Below are 23957 nucleotides of genomic sequence, written 5' to 3'. Positions count from 1 at the left end.
CCCTCGGGGAGAGGGCTAGGGTGAGGGGCTTTTGCTTTATCATTGGCGCCTAACGACGCTCACCCAAGGCTTCCCGGCATGCTGGCAATCTTCCTCGAAACCCTGAACATCACCGCGCCGGTGTTTGCCATGCTGTTTCTCGGTGTGCTGCTCAAGCGCATTGACTGGATCAACGACAACTTCATCCACACCGCCTCGTCGCTGGTGTTCAACGTCACCATGCCGGCGCTGCTGTTCCTCGGCATTCTGCATGCCGACTTGCACGCTGCGTTGCAACCGTCCCTGCTGATCTACTTTTCCCTCGCCACGCTGGTGAGCTTTGCCCTGGCCTGGGGCTGGGCGATTTTTCGCTGCCCGCGTGAAGATCGCGGCATCTATACCCAGGGCGCGTTTCGCGGCAATAACGGCGTCATCGGTCTCGCGCTGGCGGCAAGCATGTACGGCGATTACGGCATTTCCCTCGGCGCAATTCTCGCGGCGCTGGTGATCCTGTTCTACAACACGCTGTCGACCATCGTGCTCGCAGTTTACAGCCCGGTGATCAAGTCCGATCCGTGGAGCATCTGCAAAAGCGTGTTCAGCAATCCGCTGATCATCAGCGTGATTGCGGCGGCACCGTTTGCCTATTTCAAGATCGGTTTGCCGGGATGGCTGGAGACGTCCGGTCAGTATCTGGCGCAGACCACCTTGCCGCTGGCGTTGATCTGCATCGGCGGCACGCTGTCACTGGCGGCATTGCGCAAGAGCGGCAATATGGCGCTGAGTTCGAGCCTGGTGAAGATGGTCGGCTTGCCGGTGCTGGCAACGTTGGGGGCTTGGTTGTGGGGATTTCGTGGGGCGGAGTTGGGGATACTGTTTCTGTATTTCGGCAGCCCGACGGCGGCGGCGAGTTTTGTCATGGCCCGCGCGGCGCAGGGCAATCATGAATTGGCGGCGGCGATTATCGTGATGACCACGTTGATGGCGGCGGTGACCACTAATATCGGGATTTTTGTTTTGCAGTGGGGTGGGTGGATCTGACTGGGGATTTGTAGGGTATGGACCGGCGCCATCGCGAGCAGGCTCACTCCTACAAGGGGAACGCATTCCAAATGTAGGAGTGAGCCTGCTCGCGATAGCTATTTAACAGACGCCAAATTATTCAGGCGTTTGGTAGGTATCGATCACTTCCTGCGCCGCCCGGAACGCATCAATCGCCGCGGGCACGCCGGCATACACCGCGCAATGCAGCAGCGCCTCACGAATCTCGTCGACCGTGCAGCCATTGTTCAACGCACCGCGCACATGGCCCTTCAGCTCTTGCGGACACTTCAACGCCGTCAGCGCGGCGAGGGTGATCAGGCTGCGGGTTTTCAGCGGCAGACCCTCGCGGTTCCACACGCCACCCCAGGCATGCTCATTGACGAAATCCTGCAGCGGCTGGGTGAACTCGGTGGCGTTGCCCAAGGCGCGATCAACAAACGCATCGCCCATTACCTGGCGGCGGACTTCAACCCCGGACTTCTTAGATTCGGTCATGGTTTATCACTCTTGTGGTGTTGGCGGCGCCAGGCGCGGATCGACGTGAACAACAAGAACGTCAGCAGCGTTGGCAGGACATAAAACAACATCATTCGCTCAAGCTTGCCGGCCAGGGGCATGCCGGTGGTGAACGACACCACGTGCAGCCCATAGGCCAGATACAAACCGAGCAGCAACAAACCTTCGGCCCGCGTCACGCGGTAGCCGGAATAGAACACCGGCAGGCACAGCGCGGCGACACCGAGCATCACCGGCAGGTCGAAATCCAGCGCGTTCGGCGATACCGACAGCGGCGTCGGTGCGATCAGCGCGGTGAGGCCCAGCACGCCGAGCAGGTTGAACAGGTTGGCACCGATCACGTTGCCCACGGCGATATCACGTTGCCCACGCAGTGCGGCGATCAGTGAGGTCGCCAGTTCCGGCAGCGAAGTGCCGACGGCGACCACGGTCAGGCCGATTACCCGCTCGGAGAAACCAAGATCGGTGGCCACCACGACGGCAGCTCCGAGCAGAAGATGCCCGGCGAAAACCAGCATCGCCAAACCGACAATGATCATCAGGGAACTGCCGATCCATGACGCCTGAGTTGTTTCAACTCGATCCGTGTGCGGCCGCGTCGAATGCCGTGACTGGCGCAACAACAAGCCGAGATACAGCGCCAGTGCGCCCAACAACAAAATGCCGTCGAAGCGTCCGATCTCCTCGTTCCACGCCAATATGAACACCAGCAGGCTGGCGCCGATCATCAGCGGAATATCCAGCCGCACCAATTGCCGCGAGACGCGCAGCGGAATGATCAGCGCCGACAGGCCGAGGGTGACGAGGATATTGAAGATGCTGCTGCCGACCACGCTGCCAACGGCGATGTCCGGGTTGTGCGCCAGCGCCGCTTGTACGCTGACGGCCATTTGCGGTGCGCTGCTGCCGAGGGCGACGATGGTCAGGCCGATGATCAGCGGCCGTACATGCAGACGCGCCGCCAGACGCACTGCCGCGCGCACCATCAATTCGGCGCCAAAGATCAGCAGGCACAGACCGGCCAGCAGTTCGATCACGCTGATCAGGGGTAAGTCGGCTAATCCGAAAATGGTCAGCGCTCCATCAGTCGAGGGCCTGCACGCGAACCCGTGCGGTGCCGCTGCGCAGCATGCCGAGCTGTTCGGCGGCCTCGCGGGACACGTCGATCAGGCGTCCACGGGTATGCGGGCCACGATCATTGATACGGACCACGACAGATTCATCGTTTTTCAGATTGGTGACCTTCACCCGTGTGCCGAATGGTAACTGGCGATGGGCGGCGGTCAGGGAATTCTGGTTGAACGGCTCGCCACTGGCGGTGCGTTTTCCGTGGTGCCTGGCACCGTAATAAGAGGCGACACCGGTCTGGTCGTAACCGTGCGGGTCGATGGTGTCGGTACTGGCGCAACCGGCCAGTAAAGAGAGCAGGGCGCAACTGATGAACAAACGCTTCATTCAAAGGTTTCCTGAATCAAATCTGGGAGTGAGCCTGCTCGCGATAGCGGTAAGACAGTCAACTTTTCAGTGTCTGACATTGCGCTATCGCGAGCAGGCTCACTCCTACAGGGTATGGAGCCAGGCTGGGGGGCTGGCTCCATTTTCATCAGCCTTCGAGCTTGCTTTTCAGCAGTTCGTTCACTTGCTGCGGGTTGGCTTTGCCTTTCGACGCTTTCATCGCCTGACCGACGAAGAAGCCGAACATCTTGCCGCGCTTGGCTTCATCCGCCGCACGATACTGTTCAACCTGCTCGGCGTTAGCCGCGAGCATTTCGTCCAGTACCGCCGAGATCGCACCGCTGTCGGTAACCTGCTTCAGGCCACGTTTTTCGATGATCTCGTCCGCGCTGCCTTCACCGTTGGCCATCGCTTCGAACACCACTTTGGCAATCTTGCCGGAGATGGTGTTGTCCTTGATGCGCTGCAGCATGCCGCCCAACAGTTCAGCCGAAACCGGCGACTCGTCGATGTCTAGGCCTTGCTTGTTGAGCAGGCTGCCCAACTCGACCATCACCCAGTTCGCCGCCAGTTTGGCGTCGCCGCCGATGCTTGCGACTTTCTCGAAGTAATCGGCTTGCTCGCGGCTGGTGGCCAGCACGTTGGCGTCGTACGCCGACAGACCGAACTGGCTCTGGAAGCGCTCGCGCTTTTGCGGTGGCAGTTCCGGCAGGGTGGCGCGCACCTCGCCGAGGAACGACTCTTCGATGACCACCGGCAGCAGGTCCGGATCGGGGAAGTAACGGTAGTCGTTGGCTTCCTCTTTCGAACGCATCGGACGGGTTTCGTCCTTGTTCGGATCGTACAGACGGGTCTGCTGGATCACTTTGCCGCCGTCTTCGATCAGCTCGATCTGACGCTGGATCTCGGAGTTGATCGCCTTCTCGATGAAACGGAACGAGTTGACGTTCTTGATCTCGCAGCGCGTACCGAACTCAACCTGGCCTTTCGGACGGATCGACACGTTGCAGTCGCAACGCAGCGAGCCTTCGGCCATGTTGCCGTCGCAGATGCCCAGATAACGTACCAACGCGTGGATCGCCTTGACGTAAGCCACGGCTTCCTTGGCGCTGCGCATGTCCGGCTCGGAAACGATTTCCAGCAGCGGCGTGCCGGCACGGTTCAGGTCGATGCCGGTGGCACCGTTGAATTCTTCGTGCAGGCTCTTGCCGGCGTCTTCTTCCAGGTGCGCGCGGGTAATGCCGACACGTTTGACGGTGCCGTCTTCCAGGGCGATGTCCAGGTGGCCCTTGCCGACGATCGGCAATTCCATCTGGCTGATCTGGTAGCCCTTCGGCAGGTCCGGGTAGAAGTAGTTTTTACGGGCGAACACGTTGTGCTGACCGATCTCGGCGTCAATCGCCAGACCGAACATCACTGCCATGCGCACCGCTTCCTGGTTCAGCACCGGCAATACGCCCGGCATGCCCAGGTCGATCAGGCTGGCCTGGGTGTTCGGCTCGGAACCGAATGTGGTGGAACTACCGGAAAAGATTTTCGACCGGGTAGTGAGCTGAGTATGAATCTCCAGCCCGATCACGACTTCCCATTGCATGTGTGTCTCCTCAGAAGCCGGTTGGGGTGCGGGTGTGCCAGTCAGTGTTGAGCTGATACTGGTGGGCAACGTTCAACAGGCGACCTTCCTGGAAATACGGCGCGAGCAACTGCACGCCAACCGGCAAGCCGTCGACAAACCCGGCCGGCATCGACAGGCCCGGCAGGCCCGCGAGGTTGGCGGTGATGGTGTAGACGTCTTCCAGATAGGCAGCGACCGGGTCGCTGTTCTTCGCGCCAAGCTTCCAGGCCGGGTTCGGCGTGGTCGGGCCGAGGATGATGTCGACTTCATTAAAGGCAGCCATGAAGTCGTTCTTCACCAGACGACGGATCTTCTGCGCTTTCAGGTAGTAGGCGTCGTAGTAACCGGCGGACAGCGCGTAGGCACCGACCATGATCCGGCGCTGCACTTCCGGGCCGAAGCCTTCGCCACGCGAGCGTTTGTACAGGTCGATCAGGTCTTTCGGTTGCTCGCAGCGATGGCCGAAACGCACGCCGTCGAAGCGCGACAGGTTGGAAGACGCTTCTGCCGGGGCGATCACGTAGTACGCAGGGATCGCGTGCTGCATGTTCGGCAGGCTGATTTCCTTGATCACGGCACCGAGCTTCTGCAGCTCTTTGATGCTGTTCTGGATCAGCTCGGCGATGCGCGGGTCGAGACCGGCGCTGAAGTATTCCTTCGGCACGCCAATGCGCAGGCCTTGCAGCGAATCGCCCAGGCTTGCGGAGTAATCCGGAACCGGCTCATCGATGCTGGTGGAGTCGTTCTGATCGAAGCCAGCCATACCTTGCAACAAAATTGCGCAGTCTTCGGCCGTGCGCGCCAACGGGCCGCCCTGATCGAGGCTGGAGGCGTAAGCGATCATGCCCCAGCGCGAAACGCGACCGTAGGTCGGTTTCAGGCCAGTGAGGTTGGTGAACGCTGCCGGCTGACGAATCGAACCACCGGTGTCAGTGGCCGTGGCTGCTGGCAACAGACGCGCGGCAACTGCCGCCGCCGAACCACCGGACGAACCGCCTGGTACGTGTTCCAGGTTCCACGGGTTTTTCACCGCGCCGTACCAGCTCGACTCGTTGGCCGAACCCATGGCGAATTCGTCCATGTTGGTCTTGCCCAGGGTCACCGCGCCGGCAGCCGCCAGTTTCGCGACCACGGTGGCGTCGTACGGGGCTTTGAAGTTGTCGAGCATCTTCGAGCCGCAGCTGGTGCGAATGCCCTGGGTGCAGAACAGGTCTTTGTGAGCGATCGGCGCGCCGAGCAGGGCGCCGCTCTCACCGTTGGCGCGGCGGGCATCGGCGGCTTTCGCCTGCTCGATGGCCAGCTCTTCGGTGAGGCTGATGAAACTGTTGAGCTGCGGATCAAGCTGGGTAATGCGCGCCAGCAGGACTTTGGTCAGCTCTTCGGAGGAAAACTTTTTATCGGCGAGACCGCGGGCGATCTCGGCCAGAGTCATTTGATGCATTGCAGGCTCTTTCCCTTTAGTCGATGACTTTCGGAACCAGATACAGGCCGTTTTCGACCGCTGGTGCGATGGACTGGTAGGCCTCGCGGTGATTGGTCTCGGTCACAACGTCGGCGCGCAGGCGCTGACTGGCTTCCAGCGGGTGGGCCAGAGGCTCGATTCCGTCGGTATTAACAGCCTGCATTTCGTCGACCAGACCGAGAATGCTGTTGAGAGCGGAAGTAATGTGTGGAAGATCGGCATCATTGAGGCCAAGGCAGGCCAGATGAGCGATTTTTTCCACGTCGGAGCGTTCTAGCGCCATCGGGATTCTCCTGTGGAAAACAGAACGGACGGCGTCCGTGTGTTAGATTGTCGGAACACTACCGCACTTCTACGGTCATAAGGCCGCGATTGTGGGGCTTGGTGCACAGAAAAGCGGCCAATTTAACATATTGGCGCCTTGCCCAAAATCCCTGTCGTTGTTAGAGTTTGCCGCACTTTTTTACCCACGCGTTGCCTAGGGTCCCTTTCCCATGTTCAAGAAACTGCGTGGCATGTTTTCCAGCGATCTTTCCATTGACCTGGGCACTGCCAACACCCTTATTTACGTGCGCGAGCGCGGTATCGTCCTGAATGAGCCATCGGTTGTGGCCATTCGGACACACGGTAACCAGAAAAGTGTCGTTGCTGTCGGCACCGAGGCCAAGCGCATGCTCGGCCGTACGCCGGGCAACATTGCTGCCATTCGTCCGATGAAGGACGGCGTGATCGCCGACTTCAGCGTCTGCGAAAAGATGCTGCAATACTTTATTAACAAGGTTCACGAAAACAGCTTTCTGCAGCCTAGCCCTCGTGTGCTGATCTGCGTTCCATGCAAATCCACCCAGGTTGAGCGTCGTGCCATCCGTGAATCGGCCCTCGGCGCCGGTGCTCGTGAAGTGTTCCTGATCGAAGAGCCAATGGCTGCTGCGATCGGTGCCGGTCTGCCGGTCGAAGAAGCGCGCGGTTCGATGGTCGTGGATATCGGTGGTGGTACCACTGAAATCGCATTGATCTCCCTGAACGGTGTGGTCTATGCCGAATCCGTCCGCGTTGGCGGCGACCGCTTCGACGAAGCGATCATCACCTACGTGCGCCGTAACTACGGCAGCCTGATCGGTGAGTCCACCGCTGAGCGCATCAAACAGGAAATCGGTACGGCCTACCCGGGCGGCGAAGTTCGCGAAGTCGACGTTCGCGGTCGCAACCTGGCCGAAGGCGTTCCACGCGCATTCACCCTGAACTCCAATGAAGTGCTGGAAGCTCTGCAAGAGTCCCTGGCCACTATCGTTCAGGCTGTGAAAAGCGCGCTGGAGCAATCGCCGCCGGAACTGGCTTCCGACATCGCCGAGCGTGGCCTGGTGCTGACCGGTGGTGGCGCATTGCTGCGTGACCTCGACAAGTTGCTGGCCCAGGAAACCGGTCTGCCAGTGATCGTTGCCGAAGATCCGCTGACCTGTGTTGCTCGCGGCGGTGGCCGTGCATTGGAAATGATGGATAAGCACACCATGGACCTGCTCTCGAGCGAATAATTCGCCGAGTGCAATACGTGGGTGAGCGCGCAGGCAGCACTTTGCAGTGCTGCCTGTTGGCGTTTATCTTCTGTCAGTCTTCATCCAGGCCGGTTTGATGCCGTATGAATAAACAGAACATTTGCCTGGGAGGAGCGGCTTATTAAACCGCTTTTCGCCAAAGGCCCTTCGTTGGGTGTGCGCCTGTTGGTGCTGGCCGTGCTATCGGTCGCGCTGATGGTGGTCGATGCCCGCTTTGATCTGCTCAAGCCTGCACGCAAACAAGCGTCGCTAGTGCTGATGGATGCCTACTGGATCACTGACCTGCCCGGACGGCTGTGGGAAGGGATTGCCAGCCAGTTCGGCAGTCGCACCGAGCTCATCGCCGAAAACGAAAAGCTCAAGACCGAAAACCTGCTTTATCAAGGGCGTATGCAGAAATTGGCCGCCCTGACGGAGCAGAACGTTCGATTGCGCGAGTTGCTCAACTCTTCCGCACTGGTCAATGAGAAGGTCGAAGTGGCCGAGCTGATCGGCATGGATCCCAATCCCTTCACCCATCGAATCATCATCAATAAAGGTGAGCGCGACGGCGTGGTGCTCGGTCAGCCGGTGCTCGATGCTCGCGGTCTGATGGGGCAAGTGGTCGAGTTGATGCCGTACACCTCGCGTGTATTGCTGTTGACCGACACCACCCACAGCATTCCTGTGCAGGTGAACCGTAACGGACTACGGGCGATTGCCAGCGGTACCGGCAACCCGGAGCGCCTGGAATTGCGGCATGTCGCTGACACGGCGGATATCAAGGAAGGCGATCTGCTGGTCAGCTCCGGGCTCGGACAGCGTTTCCCGGCGGGTTATCCGGTGGCGACGGTCAAGGAAGTGATCCATGACTCTGGCCAGCCATTTGCGATCGTTCGCGCGGTACCGACCGCTGCGCTGAACCGCAGTCGCTACTTGCTGCTGGTGTTCAGTGACTCGCGTACGGCTGAGGAACGCGCCAACGACGCTGCGCAGGCTCAGGAAATTCTGGATGCCCATGGCGGCGGTCCGATGATGCCTGCCAACGTTTCGAAACCTCTGGTCATGCCGGTGCCTGCCGCCCCTTCGACTCCCGAACAGGCGCCGGCAACCACAGCGCCCGCCGCGACGGCGGTCAAACCGGGTGCAAGCAAACCGCCAGCGACTGTACCGGCTGCGTCGAAGCCGCCGGCCTCTTCGCCAGCCGCCGGCAAACCGACCGCCAAACCACCGGTCACGGCGCCAGTCACCACCAGGGGACGAGAATAATGGTCGGTGTGAAAGCTTCTCGAAATGGCTGGATGGTCTGGCTGACATTTTTGATCGGCCTGTTGCTCAGCGTGTCACCGTTGCCGATCTTCATGGAAATCCTTCGCCCGCTGTGGCTGGCCTTGCTACTGACGTTCTGGGCGCTGTACATGCCGCAGACGGTCGGCATGGTCACAGCGTTCTGTCTGGGGTTGGCCGAAGACGTATTGCAAGGCGATCTGTTTGGGCAAAACGCGCTCATCCTCTCGCTGATTACGTTCCTGGTGCTGTCATTGCAGCAGCGCTTGCGGATGTTCCCGATGTGGCAGCAGTGTCTGGTGATCCTGGTGATCTTTGGCCTCGCGCAACTGGTGCAATTGTGGCTCAGCGCCCTGACTGGCAACCGCCAGCCGACCCTGGCGCTGGTACTGCCGGCGCTGGTCAGCGCATTGCTCTGGCCCTGGGTCAGCTTCGCCCTGCGTGGATTGCGCCGCCGCTACAAAATCAATTGAGCCGGTGAAGCAGGGCACTGAACAGGGAGATGTTTTGATGAAGCCGCTTTACCTCGCCTCCGGATCGCCGCGTCGCCGTGAATTGCTCACGCAGATCGGCATTCCGTTCTCCGCCATCAGTGCGGATATCGACGAAACCCCGTTACCCGAAGAATCGCCGTCGACCTATGTCGAGCGTCTGGCGCGCGGCAAGGCCGAAGCCGGGCGTCGCAGCGTCGTGTCCGCTCAGCCATGCTGCGTGCTGGGTGCCGACACCGCCGTGGTGCTTGATGGCAAAATTCTTGGCAAACCGGTGGACGAAGCCGATGCATGCGCCATGCTGATGATGTTGTCCGGCAAGGAGCATGAAGTGCTGACCGCCATCGCCGTGCTCGAAGGCGATCGTTGCGAATCGCGGGTGGTGCGCAGTCTGGTGCGGTTCCGGCCGATCAGCGGGGATGAAGCTGCCGCCTATTGGGCTAGCGGTGAACCGCATGACAAGGCCGGCGGCTATGGCATTCAGGGGCTCGGCGCGGTATTCGTCGCCGGGCTCAATGGCAGTTACTCGGCGGTGGTCGGGCTGCCAGTTTGCGAAACCGCAGAACTGTTAGGCCATTTCGGCATACCCTGTTGGCAAAACCTGAACGCGCAATAAGCGTCGTACGAATCCAGATGCGGCCATTATCGTGAACACGCCTGAACGAGATCCTGCCATGAGTGAAGAGATTCTGATCAACATCACGCCGATGGAGTCGCGCGTGGCGGTGGTCGAAAACGGTGTGCTGCAAGAAGTCCATGTTGAGCGCACGCAAAAGCGCGGGATTGTCGGCAACATCTATAAAGGCAAGATCGTCCGCGTGCTGCCGGGTATGCAGGCAGCATTCGTCGACATCGGCCTGGATCGCGCGGCGTTCATTCACGCTGCCGAAATCTCCCTGCGCGAAGGCCCGGCAGTGGAAAGCATCAGCGCGCTGGTGCACGAAGGCCAAAGCCTGGTGGTGCAAGTCACCAAGGACCCGATCGGCTCCAAAGGCGCGCGGTTGACCACGCAGTTGTCGATTCCGTCGCGCTATCTGGTGTACATGCCGCGCACCGCCCACGTCGGCATCTCCTTGAAAATTGAAGACGAAGCCGAGCGCGAACGCCTCAAACAGGTGGTCAGCGATTGCGTGGCCAAAGAAGGCATCAAGGAGGCCGGCGGTTTCATTCTGCGCACCGCCGCCGAAGGCGCTGGCGCCGATGAAATCCTCATGGACATCCGTTACCTGCGACGCCTGTGGGATCAGATCAACGAGCAGATCAAAACCATCTCCGCGCCTAGCGTGATTTACGAAGACCTCGGTCTGGCGTTGCGTACGCTGCGTGATCTGGTCAACCCGAAGATCGAGAAGATCCGCATCGATTCCCGGGAAACCTTTCAGAAAACCACGCAGTTCGTCGCCGAACTGATGCCGGAAATCGCCGATCGTCTGGAACACTATCCAGGTGAGCGGCCGATTTTTGACCTGTACGGCGTCGAAGACGAAATCCAGAAAGCCCTCGAGCGCAAGGTACCGCTGAAATCCGGCGGTTATCTGGTGGTGGATCCGGCGGAAGCCATGACCACCATCGATGTGAATACGGGCGCGTTCGTCGGCCATCGCAACCTCGAAGAAACCATCTTCAAGACCAATCTCGAAGCGGCCACCGCGATTGCCCGGCAGATGCGCCTGCGCAACCTTGGCGGGATCATCATCATCGACTTCATCGACATGGAAGACGAAGAGCATCAGCGCCAAGTGCTGCGCACCCTGGAAAAACAGCTGGAGCGCGATCACGCCAAGACCAACATCATCGGCATCACTGAGTTGGGCCTGGTGCAGATGACCCGCAAGCGTACCCGCGAAAGTCTCGAGCAAGTGCTGTGCGAACCGTGCAGCAGTTGCCAGGGCCGCGGCAAACTGAAAACCGCGGAAACCATCTGTTACGAGATTTTCCGCGAGATCCTCCGTGAAGCCCGGGCTTATCAGGCCGAGGGTTATCGGGTGCTGGCGAACCAGAAAGTGGTCGACCGCTTGCTCGATGAAGAGTCGGGTAACGTCGCCGAGCTTGAAGGTTTCATTGGTCGCACCATACGCTTCCAGGTGGAAACCATGTATTCCCAGGAACAATATGACGTGGTGTTGCTCTGATCCCCTGCGTCACTTTTATTCCACCGCGGCTGGCCTCAGCTTTTCGCAGTATTTTTGCCATGGGAGCCGACTGACATGGAGCGTCTGACACGCATTTTGGCCGCACTCACCCGCTGGGGGCTGGGCCTGTGCGCGTTGGTTCTGGTGTTGATGGCGTTGTATGTCAGTCTCGGCCGCGAACTGACCCCGCTGGTGGCTGAGTACCGCGCCGACATTGAAGACAAAGCCAGTGCCGCCCTCGGCATGCCGTTGCAGATCGGCGAACTGGAAGGCAACTGGAGCGGTTTTGCCCCGATCGTGCTGGCCCACGACGTGATGGTCGGCAGTGGCGCCAATGCCTTGCGTCTGGATCGGGTGCGCGCGGTACCGGATTTGTGGGCCAGCCTGTTGGCGCGCGAAGTGCGCATTGCCCACTTGGAACTCAACGGCCTGAAAATCAGCCTCAAGGAAGCCGGGGACGGCACTTGGGCGTTGGAAGGTCTGCCGGTGCAGAATGATCAGCCGCTCGATCCGCAGCAATTGTTCAATCGCTCGCAAATGATTCAGCAACTGTCGGTACTCGACAGTCAGGTGACCTTGCAGCCCCTCGATCACGCGCCACTGACGCTCACCTATGTCGGCCTCAATCTGAAAACCGGCGCCAGCCGTCAGCGCCTCGATGCCCGTTTGACGTTGCCGGATGGCCAACCCGTTGCACTGAGCCTGCGCACGCGGATTCGCCCCGAGCAATGGCAGGACAGTGTGGTGGACGGTTACGCCAGCCTGCCGCAAAGCGACTGGTCGAAGTGGCTGCCGGAGCGTCTTACCCAACAGTGGAATTTCTCCGAGATCAAGGCTGGCGGCGAGCTCTGGGTCAATTGGGCCAAGGGCACGCTGCAAAGTGCCGCGTTACGCTTGAATGCACCACAACTGACCGGCGCCTACGCCGATCGCAAGCCGATCCAGATCAATAATCTGGCGCTTAACGCCTACTACGAGAACAGTGATGAGGGCGCGACCGTTACCCTCGATTCACTGGCGATGAATTTCGGCGAAAACCGCTGGGAGTCACATGTACAGGTGAAGCAGACGCGCGCGACCGACAAGGTCGAAGAACTCTGGCACTTGCAGGCGGATCGCCTCGATCTGACCCCGATCACTCCACTGCTCAATGCCTTGGGGCCGTTACCGCAAGGTTTCGCCACGGCCATTGATCATCTGAAAGTCACCGGTGGCCTGCGTAACGTGCTGCTGGATTTCCGCCCCAATGCCACCGACGGCAACAAATTCAGTTTCGCCACCAATCTGGAAAACGTCGGTTTCGATGCCTACCACGGCGCGCCGGCGGCTCGGAACGTCAGCGGCAGCCTCAGCGGCAACCTCAACGGTGGCGAGTTGCGCATGGACAGCAAGGATTTTGTCCTGCACCTCGACCCTATTTTCGCCAAGCCATGGCAGTACATTCAGGCCAACGCACGCCTGACCTGGAAGCTCGATAAAGACGGCTTCACCCTGATCGCCCCGTATCTGAAGGTGCTCGGCGAGGAGGGCAAGATTGCCGGTGACTTCCTGATTCGCCTGCATTTCGACCATAGCCAGGAAGACTACATGGACCTGCGTGTCGGTCTGGTCGAGGGCGACGGTCGCTACACCGCCAAATACCTGCCCGAAGTCTTGAGCCCGGCGCTCGACGAGTGGCTGCGTACGGCCATCCTCAAAGGTGCGGTCGACCAGGGCTTCTTCCAGTATCAGGGTTCGCTGAGCAAGAATGCCGGTGAGGCCGACCGCAGCATCAGCCTGTTCTTCAAAGTGCACGATGCCGAACTGGCGTTCCAGCCGGGCTGGCCGCACGTCAGCAAGGTCAGTGGTGACGTGTTCATCGAAGACAGTGGCGTACGGATCTGGGCCAATAAAGGTCAGTTGCTCGACACTCAGGTCAGCGATGTCTTCGTCAATATTCCCCACGTACCGGCCGGGCAACACACGCACATGTATCTCGATGGCGCGTTTGCCGGTGGCCTCGGTGATGGCCTGAAAATCCTTCAGGACGCACCGATCGGTACCGGTGAGACCTTTGCCGGTTGGGAAGGCGCGGGCGATCTGCAGGGCAAGCTCAAGCTCGATATCCCGCTGGACAAGGGCGGCGACCAGCCGAAAATCCTCGTCGACTTCAAAACCGCCAATGCGCGGCTGAAACTGGCTGAGCCGAAACTGGAGCTGACTCAGCTCAAAGGCGATTTCCGCTTTGACAGCGCCAAAGGACTCAGCGGGCAGAGCATTGCGGCGCGCGCGTTCGACAAACCGGTGACCGCGCAGATCTTCGCCGATGGCAGCCCTGGCAAACTCAGGACTCGGGTGGCGGCATCCGGGCAGGTCGAAGTGAAAAAACTCACCGACTGGCTGGGCGTGACACAACCATTGCCGGTTTCCGGAACCATTCCTTATCAATTGCAATTGAATCTGGACGGCGCCGACAGCCAGTTGCTGGTCAGCTCCAGCATGAAAGGTGTGGCGGTGGACTTACCCGCGCCGTTCGGCATGGCGGCGGACGTCGGGCGCGATACGGTGTTCCGCATGACCTTGCAGGGGCCGGAGCGGCGTTACTGGGTCAACTACGACCAACTGGCCAATTTCACTTTTGCGGCACCACCGACGAACTTCGCCGATGGCCGAGGCGAGCTGTTCCTCGGAGCCGGCGAAGCCGTGCTGCCGGGTGCCAAAGGCCTGCGGATTCGTGGAGTACTGTCGGAGCTCGACGTCGCACCGTGGCAGGACCTGGCCAACAAATACGCCGGGCAGGATCCGGGCGGCAGCGCCAAACAGTTGCTCAACAGTGCTGATTTCAAGGTTGGCAAACTCACGGCATTCGGGACCACGCTGGATCAGGCGTCGGTTCAGGTCAATCGCAAGCCAGGCGCGTGGAACCTGGCCCTCGACAGCCAGCAGGCGAAAGGATCGGCAAGTCTTCCTGACGCCAAGGGCGTGCCGATTGCCGTCAATCTGCAATACGTGAAACTGCCGGCGCCGGACCCGACGGTACAGGCTGACGAAAATTCGCCAGACCCGTTGGTATCGGTCGACCCGACGAAAATTCCGGCACTGGATATCACCGTCAATCAGCTGTTTCTGGGGCCGGATCTGGTCGGCGGCTGGTCGTTGAAGGTTCGGCCGACTGCCAAAGGCATTGCCCTGAACAACCTCGACATGGGCCTCAAAGGCATCCTGTTGCAGGGTAACGGTGGCTGGGAAGGGCCGCCGGGCGCGACCACCAGTTGGTATAAGGGGCGCATTGGTGGCAAGAACCTCGCGGACGTCCTCAAGGGCTGGGGCTTTGCCCCGAGCGTGACCAGCGAAGAGTTTCACATGGACGTCGATGGCCGCTGGCCGGGCTCTCCGGCATGGCTGGCGACCAAGCGCTTCTCCGGCACCCTCGACGCATCGCTGAACAAAGGCCAGTTTGTTGAAGTGGAGGGCGGCGCGCAGGCGTTGCGAGTGTTCGGTCTGCTCAACTTCAACTCCATCGGCCGCCGTTTACGTCTGGACTTCTCCGATCTGTTCGGCAAAGGCTTGAGCTATGACCGGGTCAAAGGTTTGCTGGTCGCCACCAACGGTGTCTACGTGACCCGCGAACCGATCCGCCTGACCGGCCCGTCGAGCAATCTTGAACTCGACGGCACGCTGGATCTGGTCGGCGACAAGGTCGACGCCAAGTTGCTGGTGACGTTGCCGGTGACCAACAACCTGCCGATTGCGGCGCTGATCGTCGGCGCACCGGCGGTTGGCGGCGCGTTGTTCCTCATCGACAAGCTGATCGGCGACCGGGTGGCGCGCTTTGCCAGTGTGAAATACACCGTCAAAGGCCCATGGAAAGAGCCGAAAATCACCTTTGACAAGCCTTTTTGAGTAGCATGACTCTATTGCCGATGTAGGAGCTGCCGCAGGCTGCGATCTTTTGATTTTGCTTTCTAAGAGCCAGATCAAAAGATCGCAGCCTGCGGCAGCTCCTACACGGTTATGTGCAGATCCCGAGGAGTGGCCATGTCTTTAGCGGTGATTCAAATGGTCAGCCAGAGCGACGTGCTGGCCAATCTGGCTCAGGCCCGACGCCTGCTCGAACAGGCTGCAGCCGGCGGTGCGAAGCTCGCGGTGCTGCCGGAAAACTTCGCCGCCATGGGCCGTCGCGACGTCGCTGACATCGGCCGTGCCGAAGCATTGGGCGAAGGACCGATCCTGCCATGGTTGAAACAGACCGCCCGCGACCTCAAGTTATGGATAGTGGCTGGCACCTTGCCGTTGCCGCCGGTTGATCAACCGACGGCCAAGGCCAATGCCTGCTCGTTGCTGGTCGATGATCAGGGCGAAACCGTTGCCCGCTATGACAAGTTGCACCTGTTCGATGTCGATGTGGCGGACAATCGCGGCCGTTATCGCGAATCCGATGACTATGCTTATGGCAGTGGCGTCGTGGTTGCCGACACGCCGGTGGGCAAGCTCGGTCTGACTGTGTGTTATGACTTGCGCTTTCCCGAGTTGTACAGCGAATTGCGTGCCGCCGGTGCCGAGTTGATTACCGCACCGTCGGCCTTTACTGCGGTGACAGGCGCAGCGCACTGGGATGTCTTGATCCGTGCGCGGGCCATCGAGACACAGTGTTATGTACTGGCCGCAGCGCAAGGCGGAACCCATCCGGGACCGCGGGAAACCTTCGGCCATGCGGCGATCATCGACCCGTGGGGCCGTGTGCTGGCGAGTCAGGATCAAGGCGAAGCGGTGTTGTTGGCCGAACGCGACAGTATTGAACAAGCGTCCATCAGGGCGCGAATGCCGGTGGTGAGTCATCGGCGGTTTTTCTCGCAGGGCGCACAGCGGCCTGCTTCAGAACACGAATTTAAGGCGTAAACCTATGAGCGAGTTGTTGTCCTCAGTCAGTGATCACCTGTTGGCGCCCGGCGGCGTGACGATCGAGAGCCTGCAAGGCGTGCTCGGTGATCTGGCCGGTCCTGGCATCGATGCGGCCGACCTGTATTTCCAGGGCCAGATCTCCGAGTCGTGGGCGCTGGAAGACGGCATCGTCAAGGAAGGCAGCTTCAATCTCGACCAGGGTGTCGGCGTGCGCGCGCAGTCCGGTGAGAAAACCGGTTTTGCCTACAGCAACGCGATCACCCTCGAAGCGCTCGGCGCAGCGGCTCGTGCTGCGCGTTCGATCTCCCGCGCCGGGCAGAATGGCACGGTGCAGGCGTTCACCACGCAGGATGTCGCGCAACTGTACGCGCCGGATAATCCGCTTGAAGTATTGAGCCGGGCCGAGAAAGTCGAGCTGCTCAAGCGCATTGATGTGGCTACCCGCGCGCTCGACCCTCGTATCCAGCAGGTCAGCGTGAGCATGGCCGGGGTTTGGGAGCGCATTCTGGTGGCATCCACCGACGGCGGGCTGGCGGCGGATGTGCGGCCACTGGTGCGCTTCAACGTCAGTGTGATCGTGGAGCAGAATGGCCGTCGCGAGCGCGGCGGACATGGCGGCGGCGGGCGTACCGACTACCGTTATTTCCTCGCTGAAGACCGCGCCATGGGCTATGCCCGCGAGGCGCTGCGTCAGGCGCTGGTGAATCTGGAAGCGATTCCGGCACCGGCCGGTACTCTGCCGGTGGTGTTGGGTTCGGGCTGGTCTGGCGTGCTGTTGCACGAAGCGGTCGGCCACGGTCTGGAAGGTGATTTCAACCGTAAGGGCAGTTCGGCGTACAGCGGTCGTATGGGTGAAATGGTTGCGTCGAAACTCTGCACCATTGTCGATGACGGCACCTTGAGCGGTCGTCGCGGTTCGCTCAGCGTCGACGACGAAGGCACGCCGACCGAGTGCACCACGCTGATCGAAAACGGCGTACTCAAGGGCTATATGCAAGACAAGCTCAACGCGCGGTTGATGGGCGTGGCCCGCACCGGTAACGGTCGTCGTGAATCCTACGCGCACCTGCCGATGCCACGCATGACCAACACCTACATGCTCGGTGGCGAAAGCGATCCGGCAGAAATCATCGCGTCGGTGAAGAAGGGCATCTACTGCGCCAACCTCGGCGGCGGTCAGGTCGATATCACCAGCGGCAAGTTCGTGTTCTCCACCAGCGAGGCGTACCTGATCGAAGACGGCAAGATCACTGCGCCGGTCAAAGGCGCGACGTTGATCGGCAACGGCCCCGAGGCGATGAGCCGGGTGTCGATGGTCGGTAACGATCTGGCGCTGGACAGCGGTGTGGGCACGTGCGGCAAGGATGGGCAATCGGTGCCGGTAGGCGTCGGTCAGCCGACGTTGAAAATCGATGCGATCACCGTGGGTGGCACGGGCGCATAAATAAACGTGTTTAGGAGCTGCCGCAGGCTGCGATCTTTGCTCTTAAGATCAAAAGATCGCAGCCTGCGGCAGCTCCTACAGGGGCGAGATATCAACGCAGGCCGCGTTGAGTCTCGTCCAGCTCACGGATGTACTTGAAGATCTTGCGGCTGGAAGCAGGAGGTTTGTTTTGCGCAACCTCGTGCTGAGCCTGACGGATCAGGGAACGCAATTGCTGGCGATCGGCGTCCGGGTACTCGACGACGAATTTTTCCAGCACGGCATCGTCGCCCGCGATCAGGCGATCACGCCAGCGTTCGAGATTGTGGAAACGCTCGTTGTACTGACGAGTCGAGGCATCGAGTTGATCGAGCAAGGTCAGAATCGCGTCAGTGTCCTGATCGCGCATCAGTTTGCCGATGAACTGCAGGTGCCGTTTACGCGCGATGTTCGCGGTGTGCTTGGGCGCATCGGCCAAAGCCCGGCGCATGGCGTCGGTCAGTGGCAGTTTTGCAATCAAGTCAGGCTTGAGTGTTGTCAGGCGCTCGCCGAGGTCAACCAGAGCATGCAGCTCGCGTTTGACCTGAGATTTGCTTTTTTCTCCCGTATCGAGGGAGTCGTCGTAAGAATCAACCATGGTGGCAGTCCGCAAAGAAACGCCGCCATGATAACCAGTCGGGGGCCGCTTGTCCGGCCCGGTCGCTCGATGACCCCAGCCGAAAGCAGAATTTGAGTGGAGATGAGCATGAGTGCAGTTCAAAGCGTCGGCCCGCAGGCATTGCCGGCACTGCAGGAGCAGGTCGAGCAGATCATCGCCGAAGCCAAGCGTCAGGGCGCCAGCGCCTGCGAAGTAGCCGTGTCGCTGGAGCAGGGCCTGTCGACCTCGGTGCGTCAGCGCGAAGTCGAAACGGTTGAATTCAACCGTGATCAGGGCTTTGGCATCACGCTGTATGTGGGCCAGCGCAAAGGCTCGGCCAGCACCTCCGCCACCGGGCCGGACGCCATTCGCGAAACCGTCGCGGCGGCACTGGCTATCGCCAAACACACTTCCGAAGACGAAGCCTCGGGCCTGGCCGATGCGGCGTTGATGGCCAAGGAACAGCACGATTTCGATCTGTTCCACGAGTGGGACATCACGCCGGAGCAGGCCATCGAGAAGGCCTTGCTCTGTGAAGCAGCGGCATTCGACGCCGATGCGCGGATCAAGAACGCTGACGGCACCACCCTCAGCACTCATCAGGGCTGCCGTGTGTACGGCAACAGTCACGGTTTCATCGGTGGCTACGCATCGACCCGACACAGCTTGAGCTGCGTGATGATCGCCGAGGCCGACGGCCAGATGCAGCGCGATTACTGGTACGACGTGAGCCGTCAGGGCGAATTGCTCGACGATCCGGTCAGCATCGGTAAGCGTGCTGCGCAACGAGCCGCGAGTCGCCTGGGCGCGCGGCCGGTGCCGACCTGTGAAGTGCCGGTACTGTTTTCCGCTGAGCTGGCCGGTGGCCTGTTCGGCAGTTTTCTTTCCGCAGTGTCCGGCGGCAGTCTGTATCGCAAATCGTCGTTCCTTGAAGGCACTCTGGGGCAAAAATTGTTCCCGGAATGGCTGACCATCGATGAGCGTCCGCACCTGATGCGCGCAATGGGCAGTGCTTCGTACGACGGTGATGGGCTGGCGACGTACGCCAAACCGTTCGTCGAAAAGGGCGAATTGGTCTCGTACATTCTCGGCACGTACTCCGGACGCAAACTAGGCATGCCGAGCACCGCTAACGCGGGTGGCGTGCACAACCTGTTCGTCACTCATGGCGATGAGGATCAGGCGGCGCTGTTGAAGCGCATGGGCCGTGGCTTGTTGGTCACCGAGCTGATGGGCCATGGCTTGAACATGGTCACCGGCGACTATTCGCGCGGGGCGGCGGGTTTCTGGGTCGAGAACGGTGAAATCCAGTTCGCGGTGCAGGAAGTTACCATCGCCGGCAACATGCGCGACATGTTCAAGCAGATCGTGGCCGTTGGTAATGATCTTGAGCTACGCAGCAACATTCGCACCGGTTCGGTGTTGATCGAGCGGATGACTGTCGCGGGCAGCTAAACCGCAGCCGTCATACACAAAAGGCGCGCCACCTCATCGGGTGGCGCGCCTTTTTTATTGGCTCCACACAAAACCAATGTGGGAGCGAGCCCGCTCGCGAAAGTGATTTTACTGCCGACCGCCCGGGAGATTGACAGGACGCCTTCGCGAGCAGGCTCGCTCCCACAATGGAGTCTGTGTAACTAGGCACTCTTGTTTTGGTTCTCATTATCATCTAATAATAAATCTCATTATCGGATGAGCCCGGATCATGAGTTCTGCCTTGCACGAGCAGCCGTACCTCGAAAGCTGGCGCTGGATGAGTCGCCAGATCCGTTGCGCGATGGATCCCGACGAGCCGCGCCTGATCGAACACTATCTGGCCGAAGGCCGGTATCTGGCCTGTTGTACGGCAACTTCTCCCTGGACCATCGCTGAAACTTCCTTCCGTTTGCTGCTCGACACGGCCACCGACATCGCCTTGCCGTGGCACTGGCGCAGCCTCTGTCTCGATCAAGCCTGGCGCCCGCTGCGTGAAATGGAGCGCCTGTCCCTGTGCAAATGCCGGCTCAACCGCTGGCAACGCTACACCTGGCAGCTCGCCACTTGCGAACTGCTTCCCTCGATTCCTCTCATTGAATTAGTCCAAGGATTTACCGATGACCAAGACACGTATTGAGCGCGACAGCATGGGCGAACTGCAGGTGCCGGTGGACGCTCTCTACGGCGCGCAAACCCAGCGCGCAGTGGATAACTTCCCGATCAGCGGCAAGCCGATGCCGACGCAATTCATCCGCGCACTGATCTTCGCCAAAGCCGCCGCAGCCCGCGCCAACGTCGAACTCAACCAGATCACTGCCGCTCAGGGCAAAGCCATCAGCGACGCCGCGCAAGGTTTGCTCGAAGGCGATTTCATGCAGCATTTCCCGGTGGACATCTTCCAGACCGGCTCCGGCACCAGCTCCAACATGAACGCCAATGAAGTGATTGCCACCCTGGCCAGCCGTTTGCTCGGCGAGCCGGTCAACGCCAACGATCACGTCAACTGTGGCCAAAGCAGCAACGACATCATCCCGACCACCATCCACGTCAGCGCTGCGCTGGCCCTGCACGAACAACTGCTGCCGGCGCTGCTGCACCTGGTGCAAGTGATCGAACAAAAGGCCGGGCAAGTGCATCACCACGTCAAAACCGGCCGCACGCATTTGATGGACGCGATGCCGGTGCGCATGAGCCAAGTGCTCAATGGCTGGGCGCAGCAGCTCAAGGCCAACATCGGCCACCTGCAGGATTTGCTGCCGAGCCTGCAATCGCTGGCGCAGGGCGGCACGGCGGTCGGCACCGGGATCAACGCGCATCCTGAATTCGCCGCGCGTTTCAGCCGTCAGTTGAGCCAACTGACCGACGTGCAGTTCACCCCGGGCAAGGATCTGTTCGCGCTGATCGGTTCGCAAGACACCGCCGTCGCCGTTTCTGGCCAGCTTAAAGCCACCGCCGTGTCGCTGATGAAAATCGCCAACGACCTGCGCTGGATGAACTCCGGCCCGCTCGCCGGCCTTGGTGAAATCGAACTGGAAGCCCTGCAACCGGGCTCGTCGATCATGCCGGGCAAGGTCAATCCGGTGATCCCGGAAGCCACCGCCATGGTCGCCGCGCAAGTCATCGGCAACGATTCGGTGATCACCATCGCCGGCCAGTCGGGCAACTTCGAACTCAACGTGATGCTGCCGATCATCGCGCAAAACCTGTTGAGCAGCATCGAACTGCTGGCCAACTCCAGCCGCCTGCTCGGCGACAAAGCCATCGCCAGCTTCAAGGTCAACGAGTCGCGCTTGAAAGAAGCGCTTTCGCGCAACCCGATTCTGGTCACCGCGCTCAACCCGATTATCGGTTACCAGAAAGCCGCTGAGATCGCCAAGCAGGCCTACAAGGAAGGCCGCGCGGTGATCGACGTCGCCCTCGAACATACCGACCTGTCGCGCAGCCAGCTGGAAGAGTTGCTCAATCCCGAGAAACTCACCGCCGGCGGCGTGTAAAACCTGCAACCGCTTTGGAGGCTCACCATGGAGCACTGGAAACGCACGATCGAACGGGCCAATCGCTGCTTCATGCTCGGCGAATTGATCGACGCCCGTGAGGCTTACCTGCAAGCCCTGGCCCTGGCGCAAGTGTTGTTTGAACGCTGGGCGGACGCCGACGAAGCGGTGGCGGCCTGCGTCATCTCGCACCACAACCTCGCGGATTTGCACTTGCGTCTGAACCAGCCGGAGGAGAGCGCCGAATACCTCTGCGCGATCCATCAACGACTGTTGCAGACCATGCAGGACGAACGTCAGCGCCTGGCGTTGCGTGAAGCGGCGCTGCGCCAGAGCAGCAAGACCTACGTCGAGCTGCTGAATTTCATCAGCGAACACGGCGAATACCCGCGCACCCAGCGCCTGCTGCACCCGGATACCGGCAATGCGCGCCGTGCGCCTGCCCCACATCACCATGGAGTCCATTGAAATGGCTTTTACCTTGCCTGCCTTGCCTTACGCCTACGACGCCCTCGAGCCGCATATCGATGCGCAGACCATGGAAATTCACTACACCAAGCATCACCAGACCTACATCAACAACCTCAACGCGGCGGTAGAAGGCACTGAATACGCCGAATGGCCAGTGGAAAAACTCGTCGCCAGCGTTCAGCAATTGCCGGAAAAGCTCCGTGCGGCGGTGATCAATCAGGGCGGCGGTCACGCCAACCACTCGCTGTTCTGGGAAGTCATGGTGCCGAGCGGTGGCGGTAAGCCGGACGGCGTACTGGCCAAGGCGATTGATGAGCAACTGGGTGGTCTCGACAGTTTCAAGGAAGCCTTCACCAAAGCCGCGTTGACCCGTTTCGGCAGCGGCTGGGCCTGGCTCAGCGTCACCCCGGAAAAGAAACTGGTGGTGGAAAGCAGCGGCAATCAGGACAGCCCGTTGATGAATGGCAATACGCCGATCCTCGGTCTCGACGTCTGGGAGCACGCCTATTACCTGCGCTATCAGAACCGTCGCCCGGAATACATCAATGCGTTCTACAACGTGATCAATTGGCCTGAAGTGGCTGCGCGCTATCAGGCCGCACTGGTTTAAGTCTTCTATAAAAACAATCCAAGGCTGACTATGGGCACTGAAACACTGGCGATCGGAAGTGGGCGTATGTTTCGTTACGCAGTGGGATCGCTGTTGCTGTTGGCGGGCATGACCTTGCTGGTCGCCCACGGGCTGGAATGGCTGAATCTCGAACCGAGGCTGTCGCGGGCGTTGCAGGGTGGTGCGATCTGCGCCCTGGGCACGGCGCTTGGCGCTGTGCCGGTGCTGGTGATTCGGCGTATGCCGCAGGCGCTCAGCGATACTTTGCTGGGGTTTGGCGCCGGCGTGATGCTAGCGGCGACGGCGTTTTCGCTGATCGTACCGGGAATTGCCGCCGCCGAAAGCCTGGGTCTGACTCCGTGGGGTGCCAGCGGCCTGATCTGTTTCGGCATCATGCTTGGTGCGTTCGGGCTGTACCTGGTCGATCGCAAGATTTCCGGCGCTTCCCCGGAAATGCTCGTCGGCACCGTCGAGCATCCGGTGATACCGCCGCGGATCTGGCTGTTCGTGTTCGCCATCATTGCCCATAACATTCCTGAAGGTATGGCCGTTGGCGTTTCTGCCGGCGGCGGCATGCCGGACGCGGACAGTCTGGCCATGGGCATCGCTTTGCAGGATGTGCCGGAAGGTCTGGTGATTGCGCTGGTGTTGGCCGGGGCGGGGATGTCGCGGGTCAAGGCGTTTCTGATCGGCGCGGCGTCAGGTCTGGTCGAGCCGGTGTTTGCGCTGTTGTGCGCGTGGCTGGTCAGTCTGGCGCAGGTGTTGTTGCCGTTAGGTCTGGCACTGGCGGCGGGGGCGATGCTGCTGGTGGTGACCCACGAAGTGATTCCCGAGTCGCGACGCAATGGTCATGACAAACTGGCCAGTCTTGGCCTGTTGATCGGGTTTTGTCTGATGATGGTGATGGATACGGCGTTGGGCTGAAGCAGATCAAAAGATCGCAGCCTTCGGC

General features: G+C 60.4%; 22 protein-coding genes. 15 read left to right on the top strand and 7 right to left on the bottom strand.

Features of this window, described 5'->3' with window-relative positions; genetic code table 11:
• Nucleotides 1–78 precede the first annotated feature (78 nt).
• Nucleotides 79–1020 carry an AEC family transporter gene (locus tag CKW17_RS08390; RefSeq protein WP_095119493.1) on the top strand — a complete coding sequence of 314 codons (942 nt, stop codon included), beginning with the start codon at nucleotides 79–81 and terminating at the stop codon, nucleotides 1018–1020.
• 117 nt (nucleotides 1021–1137) lie between these two features.
• Here CKW17_RS08390 and CKW17_RS08385 read toward each other — a convergent pair whose 3' ends face one another.
• The 6 genes from CKW17_RS08385 to gatC all read right to left on the bottom strand — a co-directional run bounded on the left by CKW17_RS08385 (nucleotide 1138) and on the right by gatC (nucleotide 6354).
• A complete protein-coding gene (locus CKW17_RS08385; RefSeq protein ID WP_095119492.1) occupies nucleotides 1138–1518 on the bottom strand; it encodes a carboxymuconolactone decarboxylase family protein in 381 nt (126 codons plus the stop codon).
• On the bottom strand, nucleotides 1515–2576 hold the full coding sequence (locus CKW17_RS08380) for a calcium/sodium antiporter (RefSeq protein ID WP_095119491.1): 1062 nt from the start codon (nucleotides 2574–2576) through the stop codon (nucleotides 1515–1517). Before CKW17_RS08380 ends, CKW17_RS08385 begins: the two co-directional genes overlap by 4 nt.
• Before the next feature lie 46 nt (nucleotides 2577–2622).
• The gene (locus CKW17_RS08375) at nucleotides 2623–2994 is read right to left on the bottom strand and encodes a septal ring lytic transglycosylase RlpA family protein (RefSeq protein ID WP_095119490.1); all 372 of its coding nucleotides are present in this window, start codon (nucleotides 2992–2994) and stop codon (nucleotides 2623–2625) included.
• Nucleotides 2995–3142: 148 nt separating this feature from the next.
• The gene (gene gatB / locus CKW17_RS08370) at nucleotides 3143–4588 is read right to left on the bottom strand and encodes an Asp-tRNA(Asn)/Glu-tRNA(Gln) amidotransferase subunit GatB (RefSeq protein WP_095119489.1); all 1446 of its coding nucleotides are present in this window, start codon (nucleotides 4586–4588) and stop codon (nucleotides 3143–3145) included.
• Nucleotides 4589–4598: 10 nt separating this feature from the next.
• On the bottom strand, nucleotides 4599–6050 hold the full coding sequence (gene gatA / locus CKW17_RS08365) for an Asp-tRNA(Asn)/Glu-tRNA(Gln) amidotransferase subunit GatA (RefSeq protein WP_095119488.1): 1452 nt from the start codon (nucleotides 6048–6050) through the stop codon (nucleotides 4599–4601).
• A gap of 16 nt (nucleotides 6051–6066) precedes the next feature.
• The gene (gene gatC / locus CKW17_RS08360) at nucleotides 6067–6354 is read right to left on the bottom strand and encodes an Asp-tRNA(Asn)/Glu-tRNA(Gln) amidotransferase subunit GatC (protein ID WP_007901429.1); all 288 of its coding nucleotides are present in this window, start codon (nucleotides 6352–6354) and stop codon (nucleotides 6067–6069) included.
• Nucleotides 6355–6565: 211 nt separating this feature from the next.
• On the opposite strand from gatC, the gene mreB reads away from it, so the two are divergent.
• The 8 genes from mreB to tldD all read left to right on the top strand — a co-directional run bounded on the left by mreB (nucleotide 6566) and on the right by tldD (nucleotide 17838).
• A complete protein-coding gene (mreB, locus tag CKW17_RS08355; protein WP_002555108.1) occupies nucleotides 6566–7603 on the top strand; it encodes a rod shape-determining protein MreB in 1038 nt (345 codons plus the stop codon).
• A 141-nt stretch (nucleotides 7604–7744) separates the two neighbouring features.
• Nucleotides 7745–8872, top strand: a complete 1128-nt coding sequence (gene mreC / locus CKW17_RS08350; RefSeq protein ID WP_095119487.1) for a rod shape-determining protein MreC — start codon at nucleotides 7745–7747, stop codon at nucleotides 8870–8872.
• A complete protein-coding gene (mreD, locus tag CKW17_RS08345; protein WP_016984171.1) occupies nucleotides 8872–9363 on the top strand; it encodes a rod shape-determining protein MreD in 492 nt (163 codons plus the stop codon). The genes mreC and mreD overlap by 1 nt, the downstream gene beginning before the upstream one ends.
• Before the next feature lie 37 nt (nucleotides 9364–9400).
• Complete coding sequence (locus CKW17_RS08340; protein WP_095119486.1) at nucleotides 9401–9997, top strand: nucleoside triphosphate pyrophosphatase; 597 nt, start codon at nucleotides 9401–9403, stop codon at nucleotides 9995–9997.
• Nucleotides 9998–10055: 58 nt separating this feature from the next.
• Complete coding sequence (gene rng, locus CKW17_RS08335) at nucleotides 10056–11513, top strand: ribonuclease G (RefSeq protein WP_034154470.1); 1458 nt, start codon at nucleotides 10056–10058, stop codon at nucleotides 11511–11513.
• Nucleotides 11514–11588: 75 nt separating this feature from the next.
• Nucleotides 11589–15395, top strand: a complete 3807-nt coding sequence (locus CKW17_RS08330; protein ID WP_095119485.1) for a YhdP family protein — start codon at nucleotides 11589–11591, stop codon at nucleotides 15393–15395.
• A 135-nt stretch (nucleotides 15396–15530) separates the two neighbouring features.
• Entirely contained in the window at nucleotides 15531–16391 is an 861-nt protein-coding gene (locus CKW17_RS08325) for a carbon-nitrogen hydrolase family protein (RefSeq protein WP_095119484.1), read from the top strand.
• 4 nt (nucleotides 16392–16395) lie between these two features.
• Nucleotides 16396–17838, top strand: a complete 1443-nt coding sequence (gene tldD / locus CKW17_RS08320; protein ID WP_034154473.1) for a metalloprotease TldD — start codon at nucleotides 16396–16398, stop codon at nucleotides 17836–17838.
• A 91-nt stretch (nucleotides 17839–17929) separates the two neighbouring features.
• Here tldD and yjgA read toward each other — a convergent pair whose 3' ends face one another.
• Complete coding sequence (gene yjgA, locus CKW17_RS08315; protein ID WP_007915377.1) at nucleotides 17930–18454, bottom strand: ribosome biogenesis factor YjgA; 525 nt, start codon at nucleotides 18452–18454, stop codon at nucleotides 17930–17932.
• Between the two features lie 108 nt (nucleotides 18455–18562).
• On the opposite strand from yjgA, the gene pmbA reads away from it, so the two are divergent.
• The 6 genes from pmbA to CKW17_RS08285 all read left to right on the top strand — a co-directional run bounded on the left by pmbA (nucleotide 18563) and on the right by CKW17_RS08285 (nucleotide 23929).
• A complete protein-coding gene (gene pmbA / locus CKW17_RS08310) occupies nucleotides 18563–19909 on the top strand; it encodes a metalloprotease PmbA (protein ID WP_095119483.1) in 1347 nt (448 codons plus the stop codon).
• A gap of 250 nt (nucleotides 19910–20159) precedes the next feature.
• On the top strand, nucleotides 20160–20567 hold the full coding sequence (locus CKW17_RS08305) for a FagA protein (RefSeq protein WP_095119482.1): 408 nt from the start codon (nucleotides 20160–20162) through the stop codon (nucleotides 20565–20567).
• A complete protein-coding gene (locus CKW17_RS08300; RefSeq protein WP_095119481.1) occupies nucleotides 20548–21924 on the top strand; it encodes an aspartate ammonia-lyase in 1377 nt (458 codons plus the stop codon). Before CKW17_RS08305 ends, CKW17_RS08300 begins: the two co-directional genes overlap by 20 nt.
• A gap of 27 nt (nucleotides 21925–21951) precedes the next feature.
• The gene (locus CKW17_RS08295) at nucleotides 21952–22392 is read left to right on the top strand and encodes a hypothetical protein (RefSeq protein ID WP_016984162.1); all 441 of its coding nucleotides are present in this window, start codon (nucleotides 21952–21954) and stop codon (nucleotides 22390–22392) included.
• 1 nt (nucleotide 22393) lies between these two features.
• Nucleotides 22394–23005 carry a superoxide dismutase gene (locus tag CKW17_RS08290; RefSeq protein ID WP_095119480.1) on the top strand — a complete coding sequence of 204 codons (612 nt, stop codon included), beginning with the start codon at nucleotides 22394–22396 and terminating at the stop codon, nucleotides 23003–23005.
• Nucleotides 23006–23035: 30 nt separating this feature from the next.
• A complete protein-coding gene (locus CKW17_RS08285; RefSeq protein WP_095119479.1) occupies nucleotides 23036–23929 on the top strand; it encodes a ZIP family metal transporter in 894 nt (297 codons plus the stop codon).
• Nucleotides 23930–23957: the final 28 nt, after the last annotated feature.

This window comes from Pseudomonas sp. Irchel s3f10, from assembly GCF_900187515.1.
In the GTDB taxonomy this organism is placed as follows: Bacteria; Pseudomonadota; Gammaproteobacteria; order Pseudomonadales; family Pseudomonadaceae; genus Aquipseudomonas; species Aquipseudomonas tensinigenes.
Note: the sequence above shows the minus strand (reverse complement) of the source record. Positions and strands in the feature narration are given on the sequence as shown.

Coding starts and splice junctions, on each gene's coding strand:
- gatC (WP_007901429.1), bottom strand. CDS start 6,354: ATGGCGCTAGAACGCTCCGACGTGGAAAAAATCGCTCATCTGGCCTGC.
- yjgA (WP_007915377.1), bottom strand. CDS start 18,454: ATGGTTGATTCTTACGACGACTCCCTCGATACGGGAGAAAAAAGCAAA.
- rng (WP_034154470.1), top strand. CDS start 10,056: ATGAGTGAAGAGATTCTGATCAACATCACGCCGATGGAGTCGCGCGTG.
- CKW17_RS08325 (WP_095119484.1), top strand. CDS start 15,531: ATGTCTTTAGCGGTGATTCAAATGGTCAGCCAGAGCGACGTGCTGGCC.
- CKW17_RS08295 (WP_016984162.1), top strand. CDS start 21,952: ATGGAGCACTGGAAACGCACGATCGAACGGGCCAATCGCTGCTTCATG.
- mreB (WP_002555108.1), top strand. CDS start 6,566: ATGTTCAAGAAACTGCGTGGCATGTTTTCCAGCGATCTTTCCATTGAC.
- CKW17_RS08385 (WP_095119492.1), bottom strand. CDS start 1,518: ATGACCGAATCTAAGAAGTCCGGGGTTGAAGTCCGCCGCCAGGTAATG.
- CKW17_RS08375 (WP_095119490.1), bottom strand. CDS start 2,994: ATGAAGCGTTTGTTCATCAGTTGCGCCCTGCTCTCTTTACTGGCCGGT.
- gatA (WP_095119488.1), bottom strand. CDS start 6,050: ATGCATCAAATGACTCTGGCCGAGATCGCCCGCGGTCTCGCCGATAAA.
- CKW17_RS08340 (WP_095119486.1), top strand. CDS start 9,401: ATGAAGCCGCTTTACCTCGCCTCCGGATCGCCGCGTCGCCGTGAATTG.
- gatB (WP_095119489.1), bottom strand. CDS start 4,588: ATGCAATGGGAAGTCGTGATCGGGCTGGAGATTCATACTCAGCTCACT.
- CKW17_RS08285 (WP_095119479.1), top strand. CDS start 23,036: ATGGGCACTGAAACACTGGCGATCGGAAGTGGGCGTATGTTTCGTTAC.
- mreD (WP_016984171.1), top strand. CDS start 8,872: ATGGTCGGTGTGAAAGCTTCTCGAAATGGCTGGATGGTCTGGCTGACA.
- tldD (WP_034154473.1), top strand. CDS start 16,396: ATGAGCGAGTTGTTGTCCTCAGTCAGTGATCACCTGTTGGCGCCCGGC.
- pmbA (WP_095119483.1), top strand. CDS start 18,563: ATGAGTGCAGTTCAAAGCGTCGGCCCGCAGGCATTGCCGGCACTGCAG.
- CKW17_RS08290 (WP_095119480.1), top strand. CDS start 22,394: ATGGCTTTTACCTTGCCTGCCTTGCCTTACGCCTACGACGCCCTCGAG.
- CKW17_RS08390 (WP_095119493.1), top strand. CDS start 79: ATGCTGGCAATCTTCCTCGAAACCCTGAACATCACCGCGCCGGTGTTT.
- CKW17_RS08305 (WP_095119482.1), top strand. CDS start 20,160: ATGAGTTCTGCCTTGCACGAGCAGCCGTACCTCGAAAGCTGGCGCTGG.
- CKW17_RS08300 (WP_095119481.1), top strand. CDS start 20,548: ATGACCAAGACACGTATTGAGCGCGACAGCATGGGCGAACTGCAGGTG.
- CKW17_RS08330 (WP_095119485.1), top strand. CDS start 11,589: ATGGAGCGTCTGACACGCATTTTGGCCGCACTCACCCGCTGGGGGCTG.